This window comes from Variovorax paradoxus, assembly GCF_030811855.1.
GTDB classification, from domain to species: Bacteria; Pseudomonadota; Gammaproteobacteria; order Burkholderiales; family Burkholderiaceae_C; genus Variovorax; species Variovorax paradoxus_L.
The window spans coordinates 1-19,762 of record NZ_JAUSRN010000028.1; the positions used below are offsets into that span (position 1 = coordinate 1).

17 protein-coding genes are annotated in these 19,762 nt (G+C 65.7%); 15 read left to right on the plus strand and 2 right to left on the minus strand.

Annotated elements, in window-relative coordinates; translation table 11 throughout:
* The 14 genes from fliF to J2X92_RS29225 form a co-directional block, all read left to right on the plus strand.
* Positions 1–1,236, plus strand: a 1,236-nt coding sequence (gene fliF, locus J2X92_RS29160) for a flagellar basal-body MS-ring/collar protein FliF (RefSeq protein WP_307581318.1), incomplete at its 5' end; no start/stop codon positions are given.
* Positions 1,236–1,829 (plus strand): hypothetical protein, encoded by a 594-nt coding sequence (locus J2X92_RS29165; protein ID WP_307581320.1) that lies wholly within the window; start codon positions 1,236–1,238, stop codon positions 1,827–1,829. The genes fliF and J2X92_RS29165, both read left to right, overlap by 1 nt.
* Positions 1,826–2,701: a FliH/SctL family protein gene (locus tag J2X92_RS29170; RefSeq protein ID WP_307581322.1), complete on the plus strand. Its 876-nt coding sequence runs from the start codon at positions 1,826–1,828 to the stop codon at positions 2,699–2,701. Before J2X92_RS29165 ends, J2X92_RS29170 begins: the two co-directional genes overlap by 4 nt.
* Complete coding sequence (locus J2X92_RS29175; RefSeq protein ID WP_307581324.1) at positions 2,698–4,101, plus strand: FliI/YscN family ATPase; 1,404 nt, start codon at positions 2,698–2,700, stop codon at positions 4,099–4,101. Before J2X92_RS29170 ends, J2X92_RS29175 begins: the two co-directional genes overlap by 4 nt.
* Positions 4,098–4,613, plus strand: a complete 516-nt coding sequence (locus J2X92_RS29180) for a hypothetical protein (protein ID WP_307581326.1) — start codon at positions 4,098–4,100, stop codon at positions 4,611–4,613. The genes J2X92_RS29175 and J2X92_RS29180 overlap by 4 nt, the downstream gene beginning before the upstream one ends.
* Entirely contained in the window at positions 4,610–5,458 is an 849-nt protein-coding gene (locus J2X92_RS29185) for a hypothetical protein (protein ID WP_307581328.1), read from the plus strand. Before J2X92_RS29180 ends, J2X92_RS29185 begins: the two co-directional genes overlap by 4 nt.
* Positions 5,458–5,862 (plus strand): flagellar hook assembly protein FlgD, encoded by a 405-nt coding sequence (locus J2X92_RS29190; protein ID WP_307581330.1) that lies wholly within the window; start codon positions 5,458–5,460, stop codon positions 5,860–5,862. The genes J2X92_RS29185 and J2X92_RS29190 overlap by 1 nt, the downstream gene beginning before the upstream one ends.
* A 28-nt stretch (positions 5,863–5,890) precedes the next feature.
* Positions 5,891–7,078 (plus strand): flagellar hook protein FlgE, encoded by a 1,188-nt coding sequence (locus J2X92_RS29195; protein ID WP_307581332.1) that lies wholly within the window; start codon positions 5,891–5,893, stop codon positions 7,076–7,078.
* Between the two features lie 200 nt (positions 7,079–7,278).
* Positions 7,279–8,088: a FliM/FliN family flagellar motor switch protein gene (locus J2X92_RS29200; protein WP_307581334.1), complete on the plus strand. Its 810-nt coding sequence runs from the start codon at positions 7,279–7,281 to the stop codon at positions 8,086–8,088.
* 101 nt (positions 8,089–8,189) lie between these two features.
* Positions 8,190–8,534, plus strand: coding sequence for a FliM/FliN family flagellar motor switch protein (locus J2X92_RS29205; protein WP_307581336.1), 345 nt, complete (start codon positions 8,190–8,192; stop codon positions 8,532–8,534).
* A gap of 3 nt (positions 8,535–8,537) precedes the next feature.
* Entirely contained in the window at positions 8,538–9,080 is a 543-nt protein-coding gene (locus J2X92_RS29210) for a flagellar biosynthetic protein FliO (protein WP_307581339.1), read from the plus strand.
* A 251-nt stretch (positions 9,081–9,331) separates the two neighbouring features.
* Positions 9,332–9,943 (plus strand): flagellar type III secretion system pore protein FliP, encoded by a 612-nt coding sequence (gene fliP, locus J2X92_RS29215; RefSeq protein WP_307581341.1) that lies wholly within the window; start codon positions 9,332–9,334, stop codon positions 9,941–9,943.
* Positions 9,944–9,974: 31 nt separating this feature from the next.
* Positions 9,975–10,781, plus strand: coding sequence for a sigma-70 family RNA polymerase sigma factor (locus J2X92_RS29220; protein ID WP_307581343.1), 807 nt, complete (start codon positions 9,975–9,977; stop codon positions 10,779–10,781).
* Positions 10,782–10,817: 36 nt separating this feature from the next.
* Positions 10,818–12,044: a tetratricopeptide repeat protein gene (locus J2X92_RS29225; protein WP_307581345.1), complete on the plus strand. Its 1,227-nt coding sequence runs from the start codon at positions 10,818–10,820 to the stop codon at positions 12,042–12,044.
* On the opposite strand, the gene J2X92_RS29230 is transcribed toward J2X92_RS29225, so the two are convergent.
* Positions 12,041–12,484, minus strand: a complete 444-nt coding sequence (locus J2X92_RS29230) for a hypothetical protein (protein WP_307581347.1) — start codon at positions 12,482–12,484, stop codon at positions 12,041–12,043. The genes J2X92_RS29225 and J2X92_RS29230 overlap by 4 nt on opposite strands.
* 45 nt (positions 12,485–12,529) lie before the next feature.
* Complete coding sequence (locus tag J2X92_RS29235; RefSeq protein WP_307581349.1) at positions 12,530–13,117, minus strand: hypothetical protein; 588 nt, start codon at positions 13,115–13,117, stop codon at positions 12,530–12,532.
* Between the two features lie 375 nt (positions 13,118–13,492).
* Here J2X92_RS29235 and J2X92_RS29240 point away from each other — a divergent pair.
* A partial coding sequence (locus J2X92_RS29240) for an Ig-like domain repeat protein (protein WP_307581351.1) occupies positions 13,493–19,762 on the plus strand: 6,270 nt, incomplete at its 3' end.

A 19,762-nucleotide genomic window follows, 5' to 3' on the forward strand; every position in this document is an offset into this window, starting at 1 on the left:
CCGCTGCATGGCGCGGTCGGGCTCGAACTGTTCAACAACACGGACTTCGGCATGACCGAGTTCGCGCAGAAGATCAACTACCAGCGCGCTCTCCAAGGCGAACTGACACGCACCATACAGTCACTCTCGGAAGTGCGCGAGGTGCGTGTGCTGCTGGCGCTGCCCGAGCAGGGATTGTTCAAGCAGGCGACCTCGACGGCCAAGGCCTCGATCACGCTGTCTCTTCGACAAGGACAGGCACTGCGGGCCGAACAAGTTGTTGGCATTCAGCGGCTCGTGGCTGCTGCCGTGCCCGGCATGACCACCCAGGACGTCACGATTGTCGACAGTCACGGCGTGGCGCTGACGCGGGCTGAGAGCGGTGGCGATGCCGAGATGAACAGCGGCCGGCTCGATCTCAAGCGCGACACAGAAAGCTATCTCGCCCGAAAGGTCGACGCCGTTCTCGACCGTGCCTTTGGGTCTGGACAGGCGGTTGCCAGCGTCGACGTGACCTTGAACATGGACCAGATTCGAACTACCACCGAAGACGTACTGCCCGCGGCGGCACGAACCGGCCTTCAGACCACAGGTGTGGTGGTGCGGGAGCGCGAGGTGCTGCGCGATACACCGGCGTTCGACACCAAGGTGGCTGACAACGGCGCCGCGCGCGGCGGTAGCGCGCAACGCGAAGTCGAATATGCGGTGGGGCGGCGCGTGGAACAGGTCGTGAGTCAACCCGGCTCCATCCGTCGCATCCATGTGGTCGCCGTGGTGCGCAAGACCTTGGATCCTGCGCAGGAAGAACAGTTGCGCAAGGTCATCGCCGCAGCTGTCGGGGCATCGCCGGACCGTGGAGATACCGTCATCGTCCAGTCTCTGGTGGGTGGTGCGCTCCCGGCGCTTGAGAGTGCAGGCTCATCGAGCGCACCCGGTGGCCGCACCCCTGAAATGGAAGATACCGGTCGAACCCCTTCAGGGCCGGCGGACGCGCGTGGGCTGCCCTCCCTCCAGATGCTGGCCGTTGGCGTGGTGATCGTGCTGTTGCTGGCGCTGCTGCTGTTTCGTCTCGGGCGGCGTGGCGCGGTCGTGCCCGGCAACGCGCACGGAGACAAACCCCTTTCCGAGGTGGAGCGAGCCGCCGCCTTGCGACGCGTACGCGACTGGATGACCAGCGCCGATCGTGCCGACGGTACTGCCCAGGCGCGACCGGCCGTCCATGGCGCGGCGATGCCGGATACGAGGAGAAACAGCTGATGGTGGCGCACGAGTCGGCCGGAGCCCGCCGCGCGGCGTTGCTCTTGCATGCGATGGCGCCCGTCGACCGTGCGTGGACGCTGGAGGCGCTGCCGGCCGAAGAGCGCTCGGCGTTGCAGAACCTTGTGCTGGAACTGGAAACCTTGGGCATCGAACGCGATCCCGCCCTGATCGCCGAGGCGACCGCCGACGCCGGGCGCCATGGGGCCAATGATGCTGAGCCGATGTCCGAGGAGGCGGCGCTTCAGGCGCTCGACGAATTCCAGCGGCGAGCAGTCATCCGATATCTCCAGGCCGAGCCGATCGGGCTCATCGTCGAATGGCTTCGCATCGCCGATTGGCGGTGGCGCGAAGAGCTGCTGGGTGCGATGGAGCCCGGCCATCGCCGGCGCGTCGAGGCGGAGCTCTCCGCGACGGCGCGTGCGTCGGCCGTGCCGCCTTCATTGCGCGCGGCATTGATCGCCGGCGTGACGGAACGGCTGCGGGGACTGCCGGCGAGCGAGACCTGGTCGAATAAACCGTGGCCCGAGTTGCGGCACTCGTTTCGACAGATGTTCCGTGGTGCGCGGATGTCGCGGGGTGCTTCCAGGTGATCACCGAGACGTCGTCGCGGCAGCCAGCTCCAATCCCCGATCTGCGCGATCGTTCGACGCAGATATTGCGCGACGTCGTTGTGCAGGGCCAAGTGGCGCTGGCGCGTCCGGGGATTGCCCATCAGCCGGGGCAAGGTCCGGCGCGGTTGTCTGCGACGAGCGAGGTTGCGGTTCTGACTAGAAGGGCGCAAGCAGCCGGGGATGAAAGTGGGTCCAGGGAAGGGACCGATCAAGACGGCGTTGCGGACCGGGCGCACCGGCGCGGATACGAGGACGGCTTTGCCGAGGGGGTCGTCGAAGGGCGCGCGCGCGGTGGTGAAGAAGCGCGAGAGCTTGCCGCCCGTGCTGCAGACGAGGCCAGTCGCGAACTCAGCGATCGCGCAGAGCGCCTGACTCAGGAGCTCAAGCAGAAAGCCCAGGCGGCTTACCAGACGCGGGTCCAGACGCTGGACAGGCTCATCGCCGCATTGCCTCCGCAGCTCGAATCGCGGCTGGCAGCGGCAGAAGACGACATGTTGGCCCTGTGTTTCGAGGTCGTTTGCCGTGTGCTGGGCAAATCCGCCGTACAGCCTGCGGCGATCCGCGCGCAACTGACCGAGGCCATGGGTGCTTTGCGCGGTCGCCAGCCGGTGGCTGTCCATCTTCACCCGGATGATCTGCAAACGCTGCAGAACGAGCCCGGCTGGACGTCGAGCCAGATCGGCGGCAACGATGTGCGCTGGGTGGCGAGTCCCCAAGTGGCCCTGGGTGGCTGCATCGTGGAATCACCGGAAGGGGGTCTCGACGCGCGCATCGAAACCCAGCTCGACGCGCTGCGGGAATTGTTGCTGCAAACGCGCGGCGCCGCCCGGGCCGGTGGGGTCGTGCAATGAACGCGCTGAACGCCTGCCGCCAAGCGCTCGAGGACACGGCGTTGCACCGCCGGATCGGCTGGGTGCGGGAAATGCAAGGACTGGCCATCGATGCGCTCGGGCCGGACGCCGCGGTCGGGGAACTGTGCCGCATCGTGGTCCGAACGCACCGTGAAACCGCCGGCGCTGCCGCGGTGGGCAGTGGCAAGGTCCAGTCCGGCGTGCTCGCCGAAGTGGTCGGCTTGAAAGCGGGCCGCGTGACCCTCATGCCCTATGGATCGGTCGAAGGAATCGCCGTCGGCTGCGAAGTCCATGCGCTGGGTGCGGAGTCCCAGATCGGAGTTGGTCATGACTTGCTCGGCCGCGTCATCGATGGGTTCGGCGAGCCGCTGGACGGCCTTTCCCGGCCAAGAGCGTCCGAGCGCCGGTCGCTCAAGGCGCCTCCGATCAACCCGATGCTGCGACCACCAATCCGGCATGTTCTCGAAACTGGCATCCGCTGCATCGACGGCCTCCTCACGCTGGGGCAGGGCCAGCGCATCGGGATTTTTGCGGGCAGCGGCGTCGGAAAGAGCACGCTGCTCGGCCTGCTGGCACGCCACGTCAAGACCCGCACGGGTGCCGAGGCCCAGGCCAACATCAATGTCATCGCGCTCATCGGCGAACGCGGGCGCGAAGTGCGGGAGTTCATCGAAAAGCAGCTCGGCCCCGAAGGCCTCGCGCGTTCGGTCGTGGTGGTCGCGACTTCGGATCAACCGGCCCTGGCCAGGTTGCGCGCGGCCTATGCGGCGCTCGCGATCTCCGAGTTCTTCAGGGACGGCGGCCACAACGTTCTGCTCACCATGGACTCGATCACGCGCTTTGCGATGGCGCGGCGCGAAGTCGGCCTCTCTGCCGGCGAGCCGCCCACGGCGCGCGGCTACACGCCGTCGGTCTTCGCCGAACTGCCCGAGTTGTGCGAGCGGTGCGGCACGGCACCGGGCGGCGGCTCGATCACCGCATTGCTCACCGTGCTGGTCGAGGGGGACGATCTCAACGAGCCGGTCTCGGATGCCTTGCGCGCCATCCTCGACGGCCACATCGTCCTGTCGCGCCACCTCGCGCACCGCGGCCACTACCCGGCCATCGATGTGCTGAAAAGCGTGAGCCGCCTGATGCCCGAGCTGGCCGACAAGGACCAGCGCTCGCTCGCCGTGTCTGCGGTCCAGCAACTGGCTGTGCTGGAGCGAAACCGCCAGATGATCGACATCGGTGCCTACGAGAAAGGCTCCAATTCGGAGCTCGATCGTGCCATCGGGCTCGAAGCCGGTTTGCAATCGTGGTTGCGGCAAAGCGTGGGGGGCGTGCCTCGGTCCGAATCGATCGAGACGCTGCGCGACCTGCTGACGATGGCTCCTGCGCCGGAGGGGCGGCTGCGATGAGCACGTCGACGGCCACCCCCTCTCAAACGCCCCGCGACATCGATGTGCGCGGTTTTGTCTACGCGCTTGATCCGATATGCCAGAAGCAGCAGTGGCGCATGGACAAGCTGATGATCGACCTCGCGAGATCCCAACAGGCGCTGACAGACACCGAGGCCGACATGGCCCGGGTGCTCCAGACGCACGACCAGCAAGCCGGGGAGACAGGCCGCGCACTTCTGCAGCGGCTCGATCCGGGAGCGCATCGGCAGGCCTTGGGCTATCTCGCCAATCTGCGCGGTCAATGGAAAAAGCTCAGCCTGCGGCGCCAAACGCAGCTTGCGACGCGAGACCGGTTGAGAAGAGAGTGCGCGGCGCAGCAACTGCACCTTGAGGGGCTGGCGCGGCACAAGTTGGACGCGCTCACCCAGTACGCCGACGAAGTTCGCCAGCGCCACAGTGCCGAACAGGATCGAGACTGGCTCGCGCGTTTGGCCCTCGCTCGCGGGAGTGCCCCGGAGATCATGCGATGACTCTCAACAGCGTCTCAGCAAGGGCTTTGCAGCCGCGCCGCGATCCGCCAGCGAGCGGTGGCGACACCGAGCAACGGCAACTGGCGTGGCAGCGCGAGATGGAGCGGGCGCAGATGACCGCCTGGTTCAAGCCCTCCGTCGCTGCTTCCGATGGGGGTGCTGTGGCACCACAGAGCGATAGGCCGGGTGGCGCTGCTCGCCAGGAAGGGCGCAGTGCCGGCAATAGACGCAGTGCCCCGGTGGGAGCCAACGGCGGCGACGCGGTCGTTTCACGGACACCGCTGACCGACCCGGTGGCCACGGGGCCGTCGGCGGGCACCGGCGGTGGCGACATGCGCAGCCAGCCACCCCGAACGATGGCAAGCGCCCATGCGCGAGCGTCCACCGTTGCCGTGACCCGGGTGTCCGCCGAATTCAAAGGTCCGACAGACCTGGAGGCGTTTCGCATGGAGGGCACCCGTCCCCCTGCCGGCCTGCCAGCGACAAACGATCTGGCGGCCCCTCCGAGCGAAATTCGAAACGAATCCCATGCCAAGTCGTCGACCCCGTCCGGCGAAACGCAGGCACCTCTGCGGCTGCACGAAGAAACCTTGCCAGAAGGCCAAGCCGTGTGGATCGCAATGCGTGCCGACGATGAAGCATTGGCGGCAATGCTGCCCCAAATCGTGGCCGATCTCCAGCGCGGTCTCCTGCAAAGCCGCGGCCAGCGACTCTGTCAGGTCGTGTGCAACGGGCGCTTGGTTTGGCGATCTGAGGCCATTGCGACGATGCCTGGCGGCCAGCTCTATTCAGGCGGCAACGGCCGCCTCGGTGTGTTCCATCCAATTCAATCAAAGGGGGCGTAATGGCAATCGATGCAATAAGCAGCGCGGCGAGCGGTACCAATCTGAAGGCCAGCAGTCTGGGGATGGAGGATTTCCTGAAGATCCTCCTGACCCAGCTGACCTACCAGGATCCGCTCAAACCCATGGACAACCAGCAGTTCATGGCGCAAATGGCCCAGTTCACAAACCTGGAACAGACGCAGCAGCTGAACAACAAGATCGAGACCCTGATCAGCAATCAGGCGGCGCTGCAATCCGTGGGCTTGATCGGCCGCAAGGTCGACATCACGACCACGGGCGGCGCTGTGACCGGAACGGTCAACGCACTCTCGCTGGCTGGCGATACGCCGCTGCTCACTGTATTGACTGCGGCTGGGGCGACGTTGAGCGACATCTCGCTCAGCCAGATCGTGGCTGTGCGCTAGGCAGCTTGACATCTTCAAGGAACCTATCGTGCTTGAATCCATTTACGTCGGAATGACCGGCTTGCTGGGGTACTCCCGCGGCCTGCGCGTGATCGCCAACAACACCGCGAACATGAACACCCCGGGCTTCAAAAGCTCGAGTCTTCAGTTCGCGGACCTGTTCTACAGCGGTGGCAACCTGAGCGGTGGCAACGCCAGCCAGAACTACAACCAGGTCGGCTTCGGTCTGAACACGACCGGAACCACGATGTCGTTCAAGCAAGGCGAATTGCGCCAGACCGGCAATGAGCTCGACATGGCCGTCGACGGGCAAGGCTTGTTCGCGCTCAAGGATGCTGAAGGCAAGATCAGCTACACCCGCGCCGGTCAGTTCAAGTTCGACACTGATGGCGTGCTCGTGAGCCGCGACAACGGGGAGAAGGTCATGGGCCTCGGAAGCAACGGCGAGTTCGTCCAGATCAGCCTTGCGGGACAGATGACGAACCTTGGCAAGCCGACCTCGCGCATCAAGCTGTCGGGCAATCTTTCGAACACCGTCACCGAGCAGACGGCGAGTGGCATCACGGCGATCGATGCAGCGGGCGCGAGCCACACGCTGGGCTTGAAGTTCTCCGTGGTCAGCGCAACCACGGCGGGTACCGAGGTGAAGGTGGAGTTGATGGACGGAACTTCCGTCGTGGGCAGTGGCACGATGGTCTTCAGCGGCGGAAAACCCACACCCGAGACGGCCCTGATGTCGATGACCTATTCACCCGCGGGACAGCCGCCGATGCAGCTGACGCTCGATTTCAGCACCGACGTGGTCTTCTTTGCCGGCCAGACCACGCTTGCAATGGATTCTCAGGATGGCGTGGGCCCTGGCACGCTGACCGGAACGGTCTTCGATGCCAACGGCGCGCTGCGGATGAGCTATTCGAACGGTCAGACGGCCACAGGCGCCCGCCTGGCGCTCGCGCGGTTCGACACACCCGATGCCGTCGGCGCGCTGGGCGACAACCAGTTCGAGGTGCTCGACACGAATGCCTGGCACCTGGGATTTGCCGGTGAGGGTGCTTTCGGACAGGTGCATTCCGGGCAGATCGAGATATCCAATGTCGACCTCTCGCAAGAATTCAGCGACCTTGTGATCATGCAGCGAGGCTATCAGGCGAGTTCGCAGGTGATTTCGACCGCCAATGACATGCTGCAGGAGTTGTTTTCGATGAAGAGCAAATGACGGCGGCAACCTACGTCGCTGCAGCGTCGCCTTCGGCTTTGCTCGACCTGGCGGAGTCGGCGTCTCGCGCACGGCCGCTCCGCAGGTGGCAAGGCGCGCAGAAGGAGGCAGTACGCGAGCGTGTTTCAGCGATGCACCGCGAGTGGTATGCAGCGTGGATTCCAGCGCGCGATGCTTCCTCTCATGACGAGGAGGTCCAAGTGGTCGAATCCGAAAGCATTGAGGTGCTGGCCTCCCACGACGTTGCTTGCTGGTCGTTCGCCGCAAAGCACTCCGCGCCATTGCCGCGCGCGAATTCTGCGAGCCTGGAGGTCGTGGCAAGCGGCGCCGTCACCTCCAAGGCGGAGCGCACCGCCATGAGTGGCATTGGGCGCCAGATGTTTACATCTGACTGGGCCGCGTTCGGAACAGAAAAAGAATCTCCGCCCATCGCGACGGCCGTGGTACGTGCCGCCTGGACCGATTGGCTCGAGCGTATAGGCGCGCTGCTGAATGGCTTTCCGGTCGAACCGCAGCAAGCCAGTGGCGCCCCGGAAACAAGCTCGCCTTCGGATCCCTGGTCCGGCGTGCTCGGTGTGCGCTGGTCGTGGTGCGGAGGCACATGGACCTTGCGGCTGCCGCACGATGCTGTCGCCGCCGTCCTGGTTGGAAGCGGCGCGGAAATCACAGCTGCATCAACACCCGCCACGGTGACGGCACCCAGGCAAAGCCTCGGTCAAGCATTGGAGGGGCAGCTCGTCAGCTTGCGCGTCCTGTTGACCGGCACGGAACTGAGCTTGGGTCAGTTGCAGGATCTGCGGCTCGACGATGTGGTGCCCTTGGCCCACGCGCTCGACGCGCCAGCGCAGGTCGTCGGCATGACGGACTCGCCGGTTTGCGAAGGCTGGCTGGGGCAGCGCAATGGCCGTATCGCGATCGAACTGGTGGCGCCGCCGGTCGCATCGGCCCCTCTTGCGACGGCGACGCAGCCTCTATCGAACAAGCACCATTTGAAGGAAAGAACCAGATGACACAAGCCCTGGAAGGAATCGTTGGCAGCGCCCGCGCGAGTGCCCCTCATACAACGTCGGAGGGCCGCGGCGACCTCGGAGCGCGACTGCACGGCGGGGGCATGCCCACCGCGCAAATCATTGCGCTGCCGGAACTCCACGCGAATGCCGAGGGCGATGCTGCCAACCGTGCGGACAACGCGACCGTCCTGCGCGACTGGCATCCGCTGCATCAAATCAAGGCGAAACTGCAGGTCTGTGTGGGCGAGGCGACTCTCTCGGTCGGCGAGCTGCTCGCGGCCAAGGAGCACCAGGTTCTGCTGCTCGATCGCGCACTTGATCAATCGGTCGACCTGACCATCGAAGGCAAGGTGGTTGCGCGTGGCCAGCTGGTGGCGGTCGATGGGCACTTCGCGGTTCGCATCACGGAGTTGCCGATGGCGCTGGGCCCGGCCTCGGGATTCTGAGCGATGAATGCAGTCGAGGTGGGGCCGGTGGGGGTTGGCCTTCGTGGGTTGTGCCTTTCGCTCCTGGTGATGGTGGCGGGGTTTCTGCTATCTCCATCGCTCTGGGCGCAGAACGCCCAGGGCACAAGCGCATCGCCCGCGAGCGCCGGTTTGCCGGTCAGTATCCCGGTCAAGCGCGAACAGACGGGCGGACTGAGCGGCTCGGGGGGCGATTATGGGTGGCTCGCCATCGGCATCGGGGTTGTCTTGCTGGGGGTCGGGGTCGTTGCGATGCGCAAGCGATCACGGTCTGCAGACTCCCCCGGAACGGGGTGGCGGCGTCTCCAGAACCTGCTGGACCTGGGACCGTCCCCCGATATCTCGCGATCTTCGAGTACGCGCCTGTCGCCGCGCCACAGCCTGCATGTCGTCGAGTGGAACGGTCGGCGGCTGCTGCTGGGGTGCAGCGACCACTCCATTCAATTGCTCGCCGAGGCGCCTTCCGACCCCGCTGCAACCACTGTGATGGCGCCCGATGCGCAGTCCGCATCGAGGGCCGCGCCATGAGGCCTGCAGCCGCATGCGTCGGCGCGCGGATGAGGCCTTGGTGCCGGGTGCTCGCACCGCTGCTGCTGGCCGCTGCGTTGTTCGGCATGCCACCCGTTCATGCGCAGACGGGATTGCAGGAGAAAGCTGCTTCGGTCGCTGGCATCCAAACGGATCGGACACGCAATGCTGTGCCTGTGCCACCCGCTGTGACTGCCGCGCTGCCTCGAGCACCCGCCGCCGCGACGCCGGCGACCGAAACCGCGCAAGCCTTGCGAGTGGTTCTGGGCCTCACCGTACTTGCCGTCCTGCCTGCGCTGCTGGTGTGCCTCACGAGCTTTCTTCGCATCATCGTGGTGCTGTCGATGTTGCGCCATGCCATCGGCATGAACGAGACTCCGCCGAACACGGTCCTGATCGGATTGGCACTCTTTCTGACGCTGTTCACCATGTCCCCGGTGCTGCAGAAACTCAACCAGGACGCGTTCGAGCCATTCATGGCAGGAAAGCTGTCGGTCGAGGAGGGTTATGGCAAGGGGATCGCGCCATTGCGCGAGTTCATGGTCCGCCAGACGAGGGAAGCCGACCTGGCACTGATGGTCGAGTTGTCGAAGGCTCCGGTTCCGAGCTCGATGGAAGACATCAGCAATGTGCAGCTCATTCCCTCGTTCATGCTGTCGGAGTTGCGCGCCGCATTCCAGATCGGATTCGTCATTTTCCTGCCCTTCCTGCTGATCGACCTGATCGTGTCGAGCATCCTGATGGCCCTGGGCATGATGATGATGCCGCCGACCACTATCGCGCTGCCGCTCAAGATCCTGATGTTCATCCTGGTCGATGGCTGGAGCCTGGTGCTCAAGGCGCTGGTCGGCAGTTTCCACTGAGACACAGCGCACCATGTCTCGTGCGAGTTCGATGCCGATCAATGCCGCCGTTGAGAGCGACCTGGACCCGGCGGCGCTGTGGGCCTGCTGGCGCGACGAGGGCGATGCGGCGGCACGCGAGCAACTGATCTGCCACTATCTGCCATATGCGCGCATCGTGGCAGCCACGGTATTTTCCCGGCGCACCCACAGCGATGTCGAATTCGAGGACTACCTGCAACTCGCACGCGTCGGTCTTGTCGAGGCCGTGGACCGATTCGATCCCGGTCAGGGTGCGCAGTTCAAGACCTTCGCGGCCAAGCGCGTCCAGGGGGCGGTGCTCAACGGGCTGGTGCGCCTCACGGAAAAGAATCAGCAGATCAGTGTGAAGATGCGCCTGCGCCAGGAACGCCTTGCGGCGGCAAAAGAGGCCGCCGAGGAGGCTGTCGCAGGCGAGAGCGAGGTTGTGCCTGGTGCGTCTTCGCGCAGCGGTGACAAACTCTTTCGCTACCTCGCGGAAGTCGGTATCGGCCTCGCCTTGGGCATTTTGCTCGAGGACACGGGCATGGTCGAGGCCGAATCATTCGGCAACGAAACCCGGGTGCCTTCGCCCGAAGTGAGCTATTTCCGAAAAACCGAGATCCTGCAGATGCGCACTGTTCTTCACGGGCTGGTCGAGCGGCTCACTGAGCAGCAGAGGCGGATCATCCGCTATCACTACCTGCAGGAAATTCCATTCGACGAAATCGCAACCACCATGGGCGTCACGCGCGGACGCATTTCGCAGTTGCATCGCCAGGGACTGTTGCGCTTGCGCGAACTTCTGGGCAACGATGCGCGTTGTGACGTGTCCTGGTGACCCCTCCATCGACAAGAAGACCACATCCATTCGTTCATGAGCAATTCGACCGCCTTTCTCGCTGCAGCACGCCAGCGCCTCGATCGACTCGACGGGTTCCTGGGTCAAGACCCGTTCAACAATGCGCTGCTGATCGATGCCTTTGAAACCGCGTTGTCCTGCGGCGAGTGGGCGCGCGCGCGCCTTCGCCTCGAGCAGGGACAGGCGCTGGACAACGAGCCACTTGCGTGGCGACTGCGAGAAGGCGATTTTTGGCTGGCGCAGCAACGCTATGAGGAAGCGCTGGGCGTGCTCGAGGCATTGTCGAAAACGCCGAATCCGCCCCCTGGGTTTGCCGAGGTGCTGCTGCACAATTTGGCCTTCATCGACCTGAAACGTGGTCGCTACCAGGATTGCATCGCCCGTTTGGCTCCATCCATCGAGGCTGCGGCAGTCTCCTTGGACAGCGCCGACTTGAAGCCAGCGGTTGCGACGCGAGCCCTGCAGCAGCTATGGCTGCGAGCGTTGCATCACGATGGGCAGCTGACACGCGCCATGACGTGGGCGAAGGACGCCGAAGCGCGCGGTGGGCTCGATGCCTGCGCGGCGGGCGTCGCGAGCCTCATCGCGATCGATGCATCCGATCTTTTGGCGGCGCGGCGCTGGTCGACCGCCGGTCTTGGCGGCAGCGCGCCGGACGAACCGCCTGTCGAAGTGCTGGTGGCCCAGGCCTCGCTGGCGCTGGCGGCGCGGGACGCCGGGCGCGCGGCCGCATTGACGGACGCGGCCTTGCGGCGGCATCCGGACGAGGGCCGCGCCTGGTCGACGCGCGGTTTCGCCGCGTTGCTTGCCGGTGATCTCGGGGCGGCCAATGCAGCGTTCGTTCGCGCGCTGTCGACCATGTCCGCCCACATCGGCACATGGCATGGCCTCGCCTGGACGCAAATCCAGCAGGGCGACTTGCCAGCGGCCCGCACCAGTTTCGAAGCTGCGCTGGCCTTGGACCGGAACTTTGCGGAGAGCCATGGCGGTCTTGCCGTGGTGCTGGCGATGCAGCAGTTGCGGCAAGACGCCGAGGCGCACGCCGCGCTGGCGTTGCGGCTCGACAAGAGCAATGTGTCAGGCCGCTACGCCCATGCGCTGCTGAGCGGCGAGGTCAAAGATGCCGACGCTCTCCAGCGGCTTGCAAGGCGGCTGCTCGGCGGACGCGCGGCACCTCTGGGCGGTGACATGGCTGATCTTTTGCGCGCGACAGGGCAGGAACCGGAACGCAAGGACCGTTAGCGCGGCGATGGCGTTTTCGTTGCGGGGGCGGGGCGGCTGCCGGTGTCCGGAGCGGCTTCGGCCAGCAGGAGGTCGCCCGCTTCGCGCAGCGCCGCATGGAGCTCGGCGTCGCTTTCCATTCGCTGCAGAACCGCATCGACCATTTGGTCGAACCCGCGGTCGTCGAGGCGTTCGCGGCCAAACGCCTGCATCAGCACCGACTCGAGGAACAGCCGGAACGCCTTGCGTTGCCGCTGTGGATCGTCGGGCGACAGCGCGCGCACGCGCAGTGCCACCATCTGCTGGAACTGGGCTTCCCCTTTGCCAGTGAACTGGCCTGGATCGTCGGTGTTGCGAGGCGCCTCCCGCTTCGTCTCCGGACGATCCTTGGCCTGCGCACGCAGCTGTGCGGCGAACTGGGCACGGATCATCGCTGCCAACTGCGACGATGGATCGATCATCGCTTCGCGCCCCCGTTGCCAGTAGGCACTCGGCAGGCGCGGCCATCAATGCGGACGACCATGCTGCTGATAATTGGCGAGGAGCACATGGGTGTCGAATTCGCCCGAAGGTTCGTCCGGGTGGGCTACCCCCGATGTTGCGCCGGGCGCCAGCGCCTTGATGCCTGCGATGACTTTCTGGATGTCATCCGACAGCGCGCGGTTGGTGGCGTTGAGCGCCAAACCTTGCTCATAGTGCCGCAACGCATCTTCGAAACGATCGTGCGCCAGGGCGGCAAAGCCGCTGACGAAGTGAGGCAAGGGGTCGGTAGCGGGCAGCGCGAGCAGCGGCTGCCAGGTCAGCAGCGCAACGGCCGCACGGCCTGAACTGAACTGCAGCAGACCCAGCTGGTAGCGGGCCATCGAGAAGTCCGGCGCCAGCCGCGTGGCATTGGCAAATGCCGCCTCGGCCACCTCCATTTGCCCCAGCGCCGCGAATTCGGCACCCAGCAGAAATTGAGGCAGTCCCGCGGCGGGCTCGGCGGCGCTGGCCTTCTGGAACCATTCGATCGCCTGCGCGCCATCATTGGCTTGGCTGGCGGCCATGCCTTGGGTCATCAGGGCGTCAAACGCGGTCGGCCCGTGGTTCGTCATATTGATCTCCAGTCCTTGGCCATCATAGGCACGTGAGCAATTCATATCCTTTGCGCCAGCGCGTTCGCGTCTGCGCGCATGCAAGACAGCAGGAGGTCATGTCCCAGTCAGCATATCCAGCGCCCGGCCGATCTGTTTAACGCCTACTGGTAGACCACGGGCCGCGCGGCGATTACCCCTTCATTCCAGTAGGTCTTGCGCTAAACGATTCGGTGGCCGGGCGGATGAGTTCTGCAGAAGAACCGAAGCCAGCCCGGTATTGGGCTGGTCAGCCAGAGGGGAGGTCCCTCCGTGGGCATTGCGCGCATCGAACCGGTGCGGGCAATGCCCATCGCTGCCGATCGGCGGTTCCAGGGAACAAGGGTGAGGCGCTCCATGGTTGCAATCGTCAGCGGCAATAGTCTGGGTTTGAGTTTGAGTTCGCTGGCCACCTTGGGCCAGCGCGGCCAGGTGGGCATGGCGGGGCAGGGGCGCAGCGGCGAACAGGCCTACGTCAACGCCGCCACCGGCAACCTCGTGCTGCAGACCCGCGATGAACTCTTGCTGGGCCGCGGGCCGGACACCGTCAGCGTGCGCACCTACAACAGCCAGGGCCTGCTCAGCGACGATAACGCCGACAACTGGGCCGTTGGCGCATTTGGTCAGCGCATGCTGCTCACCGGCACAGTGGCCACAGCCGGCAGCACCCTCACCCGCACCGACCGTGACGGCGCCCAGGCCGTCTTCACCTGGGACGCCACGCAAAGCCGCTACTCCAGCCCCGCCGGCTCCGGCGCCTTCGACACCATCGCCTACGACGCAGGCGCCTCCCAGTTCGTCTGGACCGACGGCGACAGCGGCCTTGTCGAGCGCTACCAATCCACCGGCCAAGGCCGGCTCGTCTCGGCCACCGACGCCAACGGCAACACCGTCAGCTACGCCTACAACACCAACGGCACCGTGCAGTCGGTCACTGGTGCCAACGGCGAAGTCACCTACTACGACTACAGCGGCACCAACCTCACCCAGATCCGCACCGTCAGCGCCGCGGGCGCCACCTCCATCCGCGTGCGCTACGCTTACGACGGCCTCAATCGCCTGACCAAGGTCACCGTCGACCTCAGCCCCGACGACAACAGCGTGGCCGACGGCAAGACCTACGTCACCACCTACACCTACGAGGGTGCCAGCCGGCGCGTGGCCGGTGTCAGCCAGAGCGACGGCACCAGCCTCGCTTTCACCTACGTGCAGGCCGGCGGCGTCTACAAGGTCCAGAGCGTCACAGACGCCCTTGGGGCCGTCACCACCTTCGCCTACGACACCGCCGCCGGCACCACCACCGTCACCGATGCACTCGGCGCCTCCGCCGTCTACCTCTACGACGCGCAAGGCCAGCTCGTCCAGGTGCGCCAGGGCGTCACCGCCGCCAACACCGCCGGCCTGAGCCAGGTCAGTTATGCCTACGACTCCGCGGGCAACGTCACCCTCGTCACCGACGGCGAAGGCCACAAGGTGGCGCTCACCTACGACGGGAGCGGCAATCTCCTGAAGGAAGTCGATGCCGCCGGCGACACCCGCACCCGCACCTACGGCGCGGCCAACCAGCTGCTCACCGACACCCTTTACGCTGACGCCGCCGTGAGCCGCGGCGCCTTCAGCAAGGAGGCCGCGCTGCCCGAGACCGTGCGCTACGTCTATGCGCAGAACAACCCCTTCCAGCTGCGCTTTGTCGTCAGCGGCCAAGGCAACGTCACTGAATACAGCTATGACGCCTACGGCCAGCGCACCAGCGCCGTCGAATACGCAGGCGCGCCCTACGACACCTCCGCCCTCGCGCAGACAGCCGGGCCCACCGAGGCGCAAATGGTCGCTTGGCGTCAGGGCCAGGACCTCACGCGCAGCCAGCGCACCGACTACACCTACGACGGCCGGGGCGAACTGCAGTCTGCCACCACCTATGCCGCCGTCAGCGCCGGCGGCCAGGGCGACGCCGCCACCGCGGCCACCACCCAGTACATCTACGATCCGCGCGGCCTGCTGCTGCAAAAGATCGAGCCGGCCACAACGGCCGGTGGTGCCACCGCCGTCACCACCTACACGTATGACGGCCTGGGCCGGCTCCTCTCCGCCAGCGGTCCTTCGCTGGACGGCGGCGCCACGCCCAACACCACCATCACCAGCTACGACGACGCCAATGGCAAGACCAGCGTGACCCTTGCCAACGGGCTGGTCACCATCTCGGCCTACGACAAGGCCGGGCGCCTCGTCAGCATCACCCAAACCAGTGTGGGAACTGGCGTGCTCGGCACCACCAGCTATGCCTACGACAAGGACGGCAACCTGCTGATGACGCAGGACCCGACGGGCGTGCGCCAGTGGATGCTGTACGACGAAGCGGACCGCAAGATCGCCGACATCGATGCGACCGGCGCGGCGATCGAATACGTGTACAACGCCAACGGGCAGTTGCGCGAGACGCTTGCATACTCGACGCGAATCGGAACTGCAGCGTTGATCGACGGGTCGGGCACGCCGACCACAGCGTGGAGCGCGACGAACACCACGACCAGCCTCGCGGCCTTGCGCCCGGTTGGCACACCGCAGGACCAGAAGGTCTGGCGCTTCTACGACACGGCCAACCGGCTCACCTGGCAGGTCGATGCGCTGGGCTATGTGACGCAGACCACCTATGACGGCGCGTCGCGCATCCTGTCGGTCACGCAGCTGGCCAACCCGATCGACGTCACGCAACTGGGCAATGGCGCCAATGTGCAGATCCTGGTGGATGCGGCGACGGTGGGCGGCGTCACGCTGGGTGTGAGCGCAGGAACCAGCCTACTGGGCTCGGCGGTGATGCTCACGGCGAACATCGAAGGCACGAACCCAGGCGGCATGGTGACCTTCTTCAGCGGCGAGACAGTCATCGGCAGCGCGCCAGTGGTCAATGGCGTGGCCACGCTGTCCACGACAGAGCTGCCCATCGGTGTCGACAGCATCCGCGCCGCTTATTCGGGCGACACGCTGCGGCCCGCGAGCATCTCGCCCGTTGTCCAGAAGACGATCACCGGGGCGACCACCAGTGCTGCGCTGAGTTTCTGGCCCAGCTATGGGGCCATCTATGGGCAGGACGTCACGTTGTCGATGTGGCTGACAACCAGCCAGCCGCCGGGGTTGGCGCCTGCCACGGGCGAGGTGAAGTTCTACAACGGGACGACGCTCGTCGGCACAGCCAGCGTCATCAGCGGACTGGCGATGCTGACGGCCAGCACCCTGCCGGCGGGCACCCTGAGCATCCGTGCTGAATATGCCGGAGATGCGACGCACGCGGCGTCGGTCGTCACACAGTCACTGACGATCAATGCGAATCCCACCAAGACCACCCTCCAGATCTCTGGCAGCGGTTCCAACTTGAATCTGAGCGCAACCGTCACCACGGCATCGGGGCCGTCCACTGCGCCGGGCGGCACCGTGACCTTCTACAACGGCACCACGGTGGTGGGCACCGCGGCGCTGGTCAATGGATCGGCCTCGCTCCAGCTTGCCGGCCCTGCAAGCGCCGCGGCCTTTAAGGCGGTGTACAGCGGTGATTCGACCAATGCGATCAGCAATACCTTGAGCCAGTACGGCGCGACCGTGCCCTCGCCGACGGCGACCACCTTGACTGCGTCGGCCACGAGCGTGACGCAAGGCCAGCCGGTGACGCTGACGGCGCAGGTGGCTGGGGCCGCCCCCAGTGGCCTTGTGACCTTCTTTGCCGGCACGGCCTTCCTGGGCACGGCCTCGGTGGTCAATGGCGTGGCCACCTTCGTGGCCGGCTACCTGCCGGTGGGCACCAGCGTGCTGCAGGCCAGCTATGCGGGCGATGCCAACAACGCGGGCAGCGCCATCTCTGCGGGCCCTGCGATGCAGGTGACGGCGGGGGCCACCGCGGTGGCCGCGCCCGTGGTCACGGCTGATGCCGTGCGTTTCGACCCATGGCGCGAAGCGATGGTGGGCTTCCCGACGCAGGCCCTGGTGTATCCGACGAGCAGCGGAGGCTACAGCTATCCGGGTACTTTCAGCGTCTTCGACGGCCAGACGCTGATTGCCAGTTTCATGAATCCCACGGGGAGCATGATCAACCTGCCTGCCATGTCGCTGGGCACCCACACCCTGCAGGTGGTGTACTCCGGCGACACGACTCGCTCGGCCGCCACTCGCACGATCCAGCTGGCCGTCGGATCGGCGGCGACCAACGTCACGGTGACCTCGTCCAGGCCCCAGTCGGTCGCAGGCGCGCCGCTGACCTTCACGGCCAAGGTCGTGCCGGATTTGTATTCGATCAGTATCTATAACGGCGCCTTCAGCGGCCCACCCTTCACCGGCACGGCCACCTTCTACAGCAACGGCACGGCCATCGGCACCGCCGCGGTGGTCAACGGCATTGCGACCTTCACCACCAGCACCCTGGCGCTGGGCACGGCCACCATCACCGCCAGCTACTCCGGCGATGCGAACTACAAGATGGCCACCGTACCGTCTTACTCGACAGTCTCCCAACAGGTGATTGCATCGACGCAGGTGGTCTCCAGCACGACCACGCTGACCAGTTCCCAGACAACGGGCAGCTACGGCTCGCCAATCATCCTGACGGCGCAGGTTGCTGCAGGTACCGGCTCGCTGATGGCACCAGCCGGTACGGTCAGTTTCTACAACGGGACGCAACTGCTGGGAACCGCCGCGCTGGTCAATGGGCAGGCCAATCTGAGTGTCAGCCAGTTGCCTGTTGGCACGGACGCCTTGATCGCCGTCTACAGCGGCGACGCAAGCAATGCGACCAGTGTGGGCAGCGTCAGCCAACTCGTGAAGCAAGCCGCGACGGCGACCACCTTGACTGCGTCGGCCACGAGCGTGACGCAAGGCCAGCCGGTGACGCTGACGGCGCAGGTGGCTGGGGCCGCCCCCAGTGGCCTTGTGACCTTCTTTGCCGGCACGGCCTTCCTGGGCACGGCCTCGGTGGTCAATGGCGTGGCCACCTTCGTGGCCGGCTACCTGCCGGTGGGCACCAGCGTGCTGCAGGCCAGCTATGCGGGCGATGCCAACAACGCGGGCAGCGCCATCTCTGCGGGCCCTGCGATGCAGGTGACGGCGGGGGCCACCGCGGTGGCCGCGCCCGTGGTCACGGCTGATGCCGTGCGTTTCGACCCATGGCGCGAAGCGATGGTGGGCTTCCCGACGCAGGCCCTGGTGTATCCGACGAGCAGCGGAGGCTACAGCTATCCGGGTACTTTCAGCGTCTTCGACGGCCAGACGCTGATTGCCAGTTTCATGAATCCCACGGGGAGCATGATCAACCTGCCTGCCATGTCGCTGGGCACCCACACCCTGCAGGTGGTGTACTCCGGCGACACGACTCGCTCGGCCGCCACTCGCACGATCCAGCTGGCCGTCGGATCGGCGGCGACCAACGTCACGGTGACCTCGTCCAGGCCCCAGTCGGTCGCAGGCGCGCCGCTGACCTTCACGGCCAAGGTCGTGCCGGATTTGTATTCGATCAGTATCTATAACGGCGCCTTCAGCGGCCCACCCTTCACCGGCACGGCCACCTTCTACAGCAACGGCACGGCCATCGGCACCGCCGCGGTGGTCAACGGCATTGCGACCTTCACCACCAGCACCCTGGCGCTGGGCACGGCCACCATCACCGCCAGCTACTCCGGCGATGCGAACTACAAGACGGCCACCGCACCGTCTTACTACGCAGTCTCCCAGCAGATCGTGGCCTCTGCGGTGGCAAGCAGTGTGAGCTTGGTCACCACGCCGGCTTCGCCCGTCTATGGTTCTCCCCTGACGCTCACGGCCACTCCCACCGGCCAAGGTAATCCTGAAGGCGGCACTGTCAGCTTCTACGATGGCGCAGTCCTCTTGGGTACTGTGGCGTTGGCCAGCGGTAAGGCCGTGTTGACCGTGAGCAGCCTGGAGGTCGGGTCGCACACGATCAAGGCAATCTATTCCGGCGACGCCAACAACGCCACGTCCACCTCGTACGCCTCTGCAAACACTGCCAAAGCCCCCGCGCCCCTGACCAACCTCACGGCCGCCTCGATCGCCCAGGACGGCAGCCTCTCGGTGCAGGTCGGCGGCATAGCGCCAACCGGTCTCATCAGTTTCTACGAAGGCATCCGCCTGCTGGGCACCGCCCAGATCGTCAACGGGGTGGCCACGCTGTCGGGCGTCGCATTGCCCCCGGGCACTCACAGCTTCACAGCGGCGTACTCGGGCGATGTGCACAACCTAGACGGTGAGATCGGCTTCACCCAGGTCGTCCAGGGCACGCCCCTCACCACCATTTATGCGGCGATGGACATCCTGCAAGACCGCACCGTCACCGAGTTCTACAACCGCGACGGCCGGCTGCAGGGCACGCTGGACGCCGAAGGCTACCTCACCGAATACAAGTACAACGCCGCCAGCGATCTGGTGCAGACCATCGGCTACGCCAACCGCGCGGCCAACTTTGCCAACGTGTCGGCCCGCATTGCGGCCGTGGCCATTGCGCGCGCCAGCTACAACCTCAGCGGCCTGCGCCCCAGCACCAACAGCAGCGCCGACATCAACAGCTACAACCTGTACGACGCCCAGAGGCGCCTCGTGGGCCAGGTGGACGGTGAGGGCTATCTCACCGAG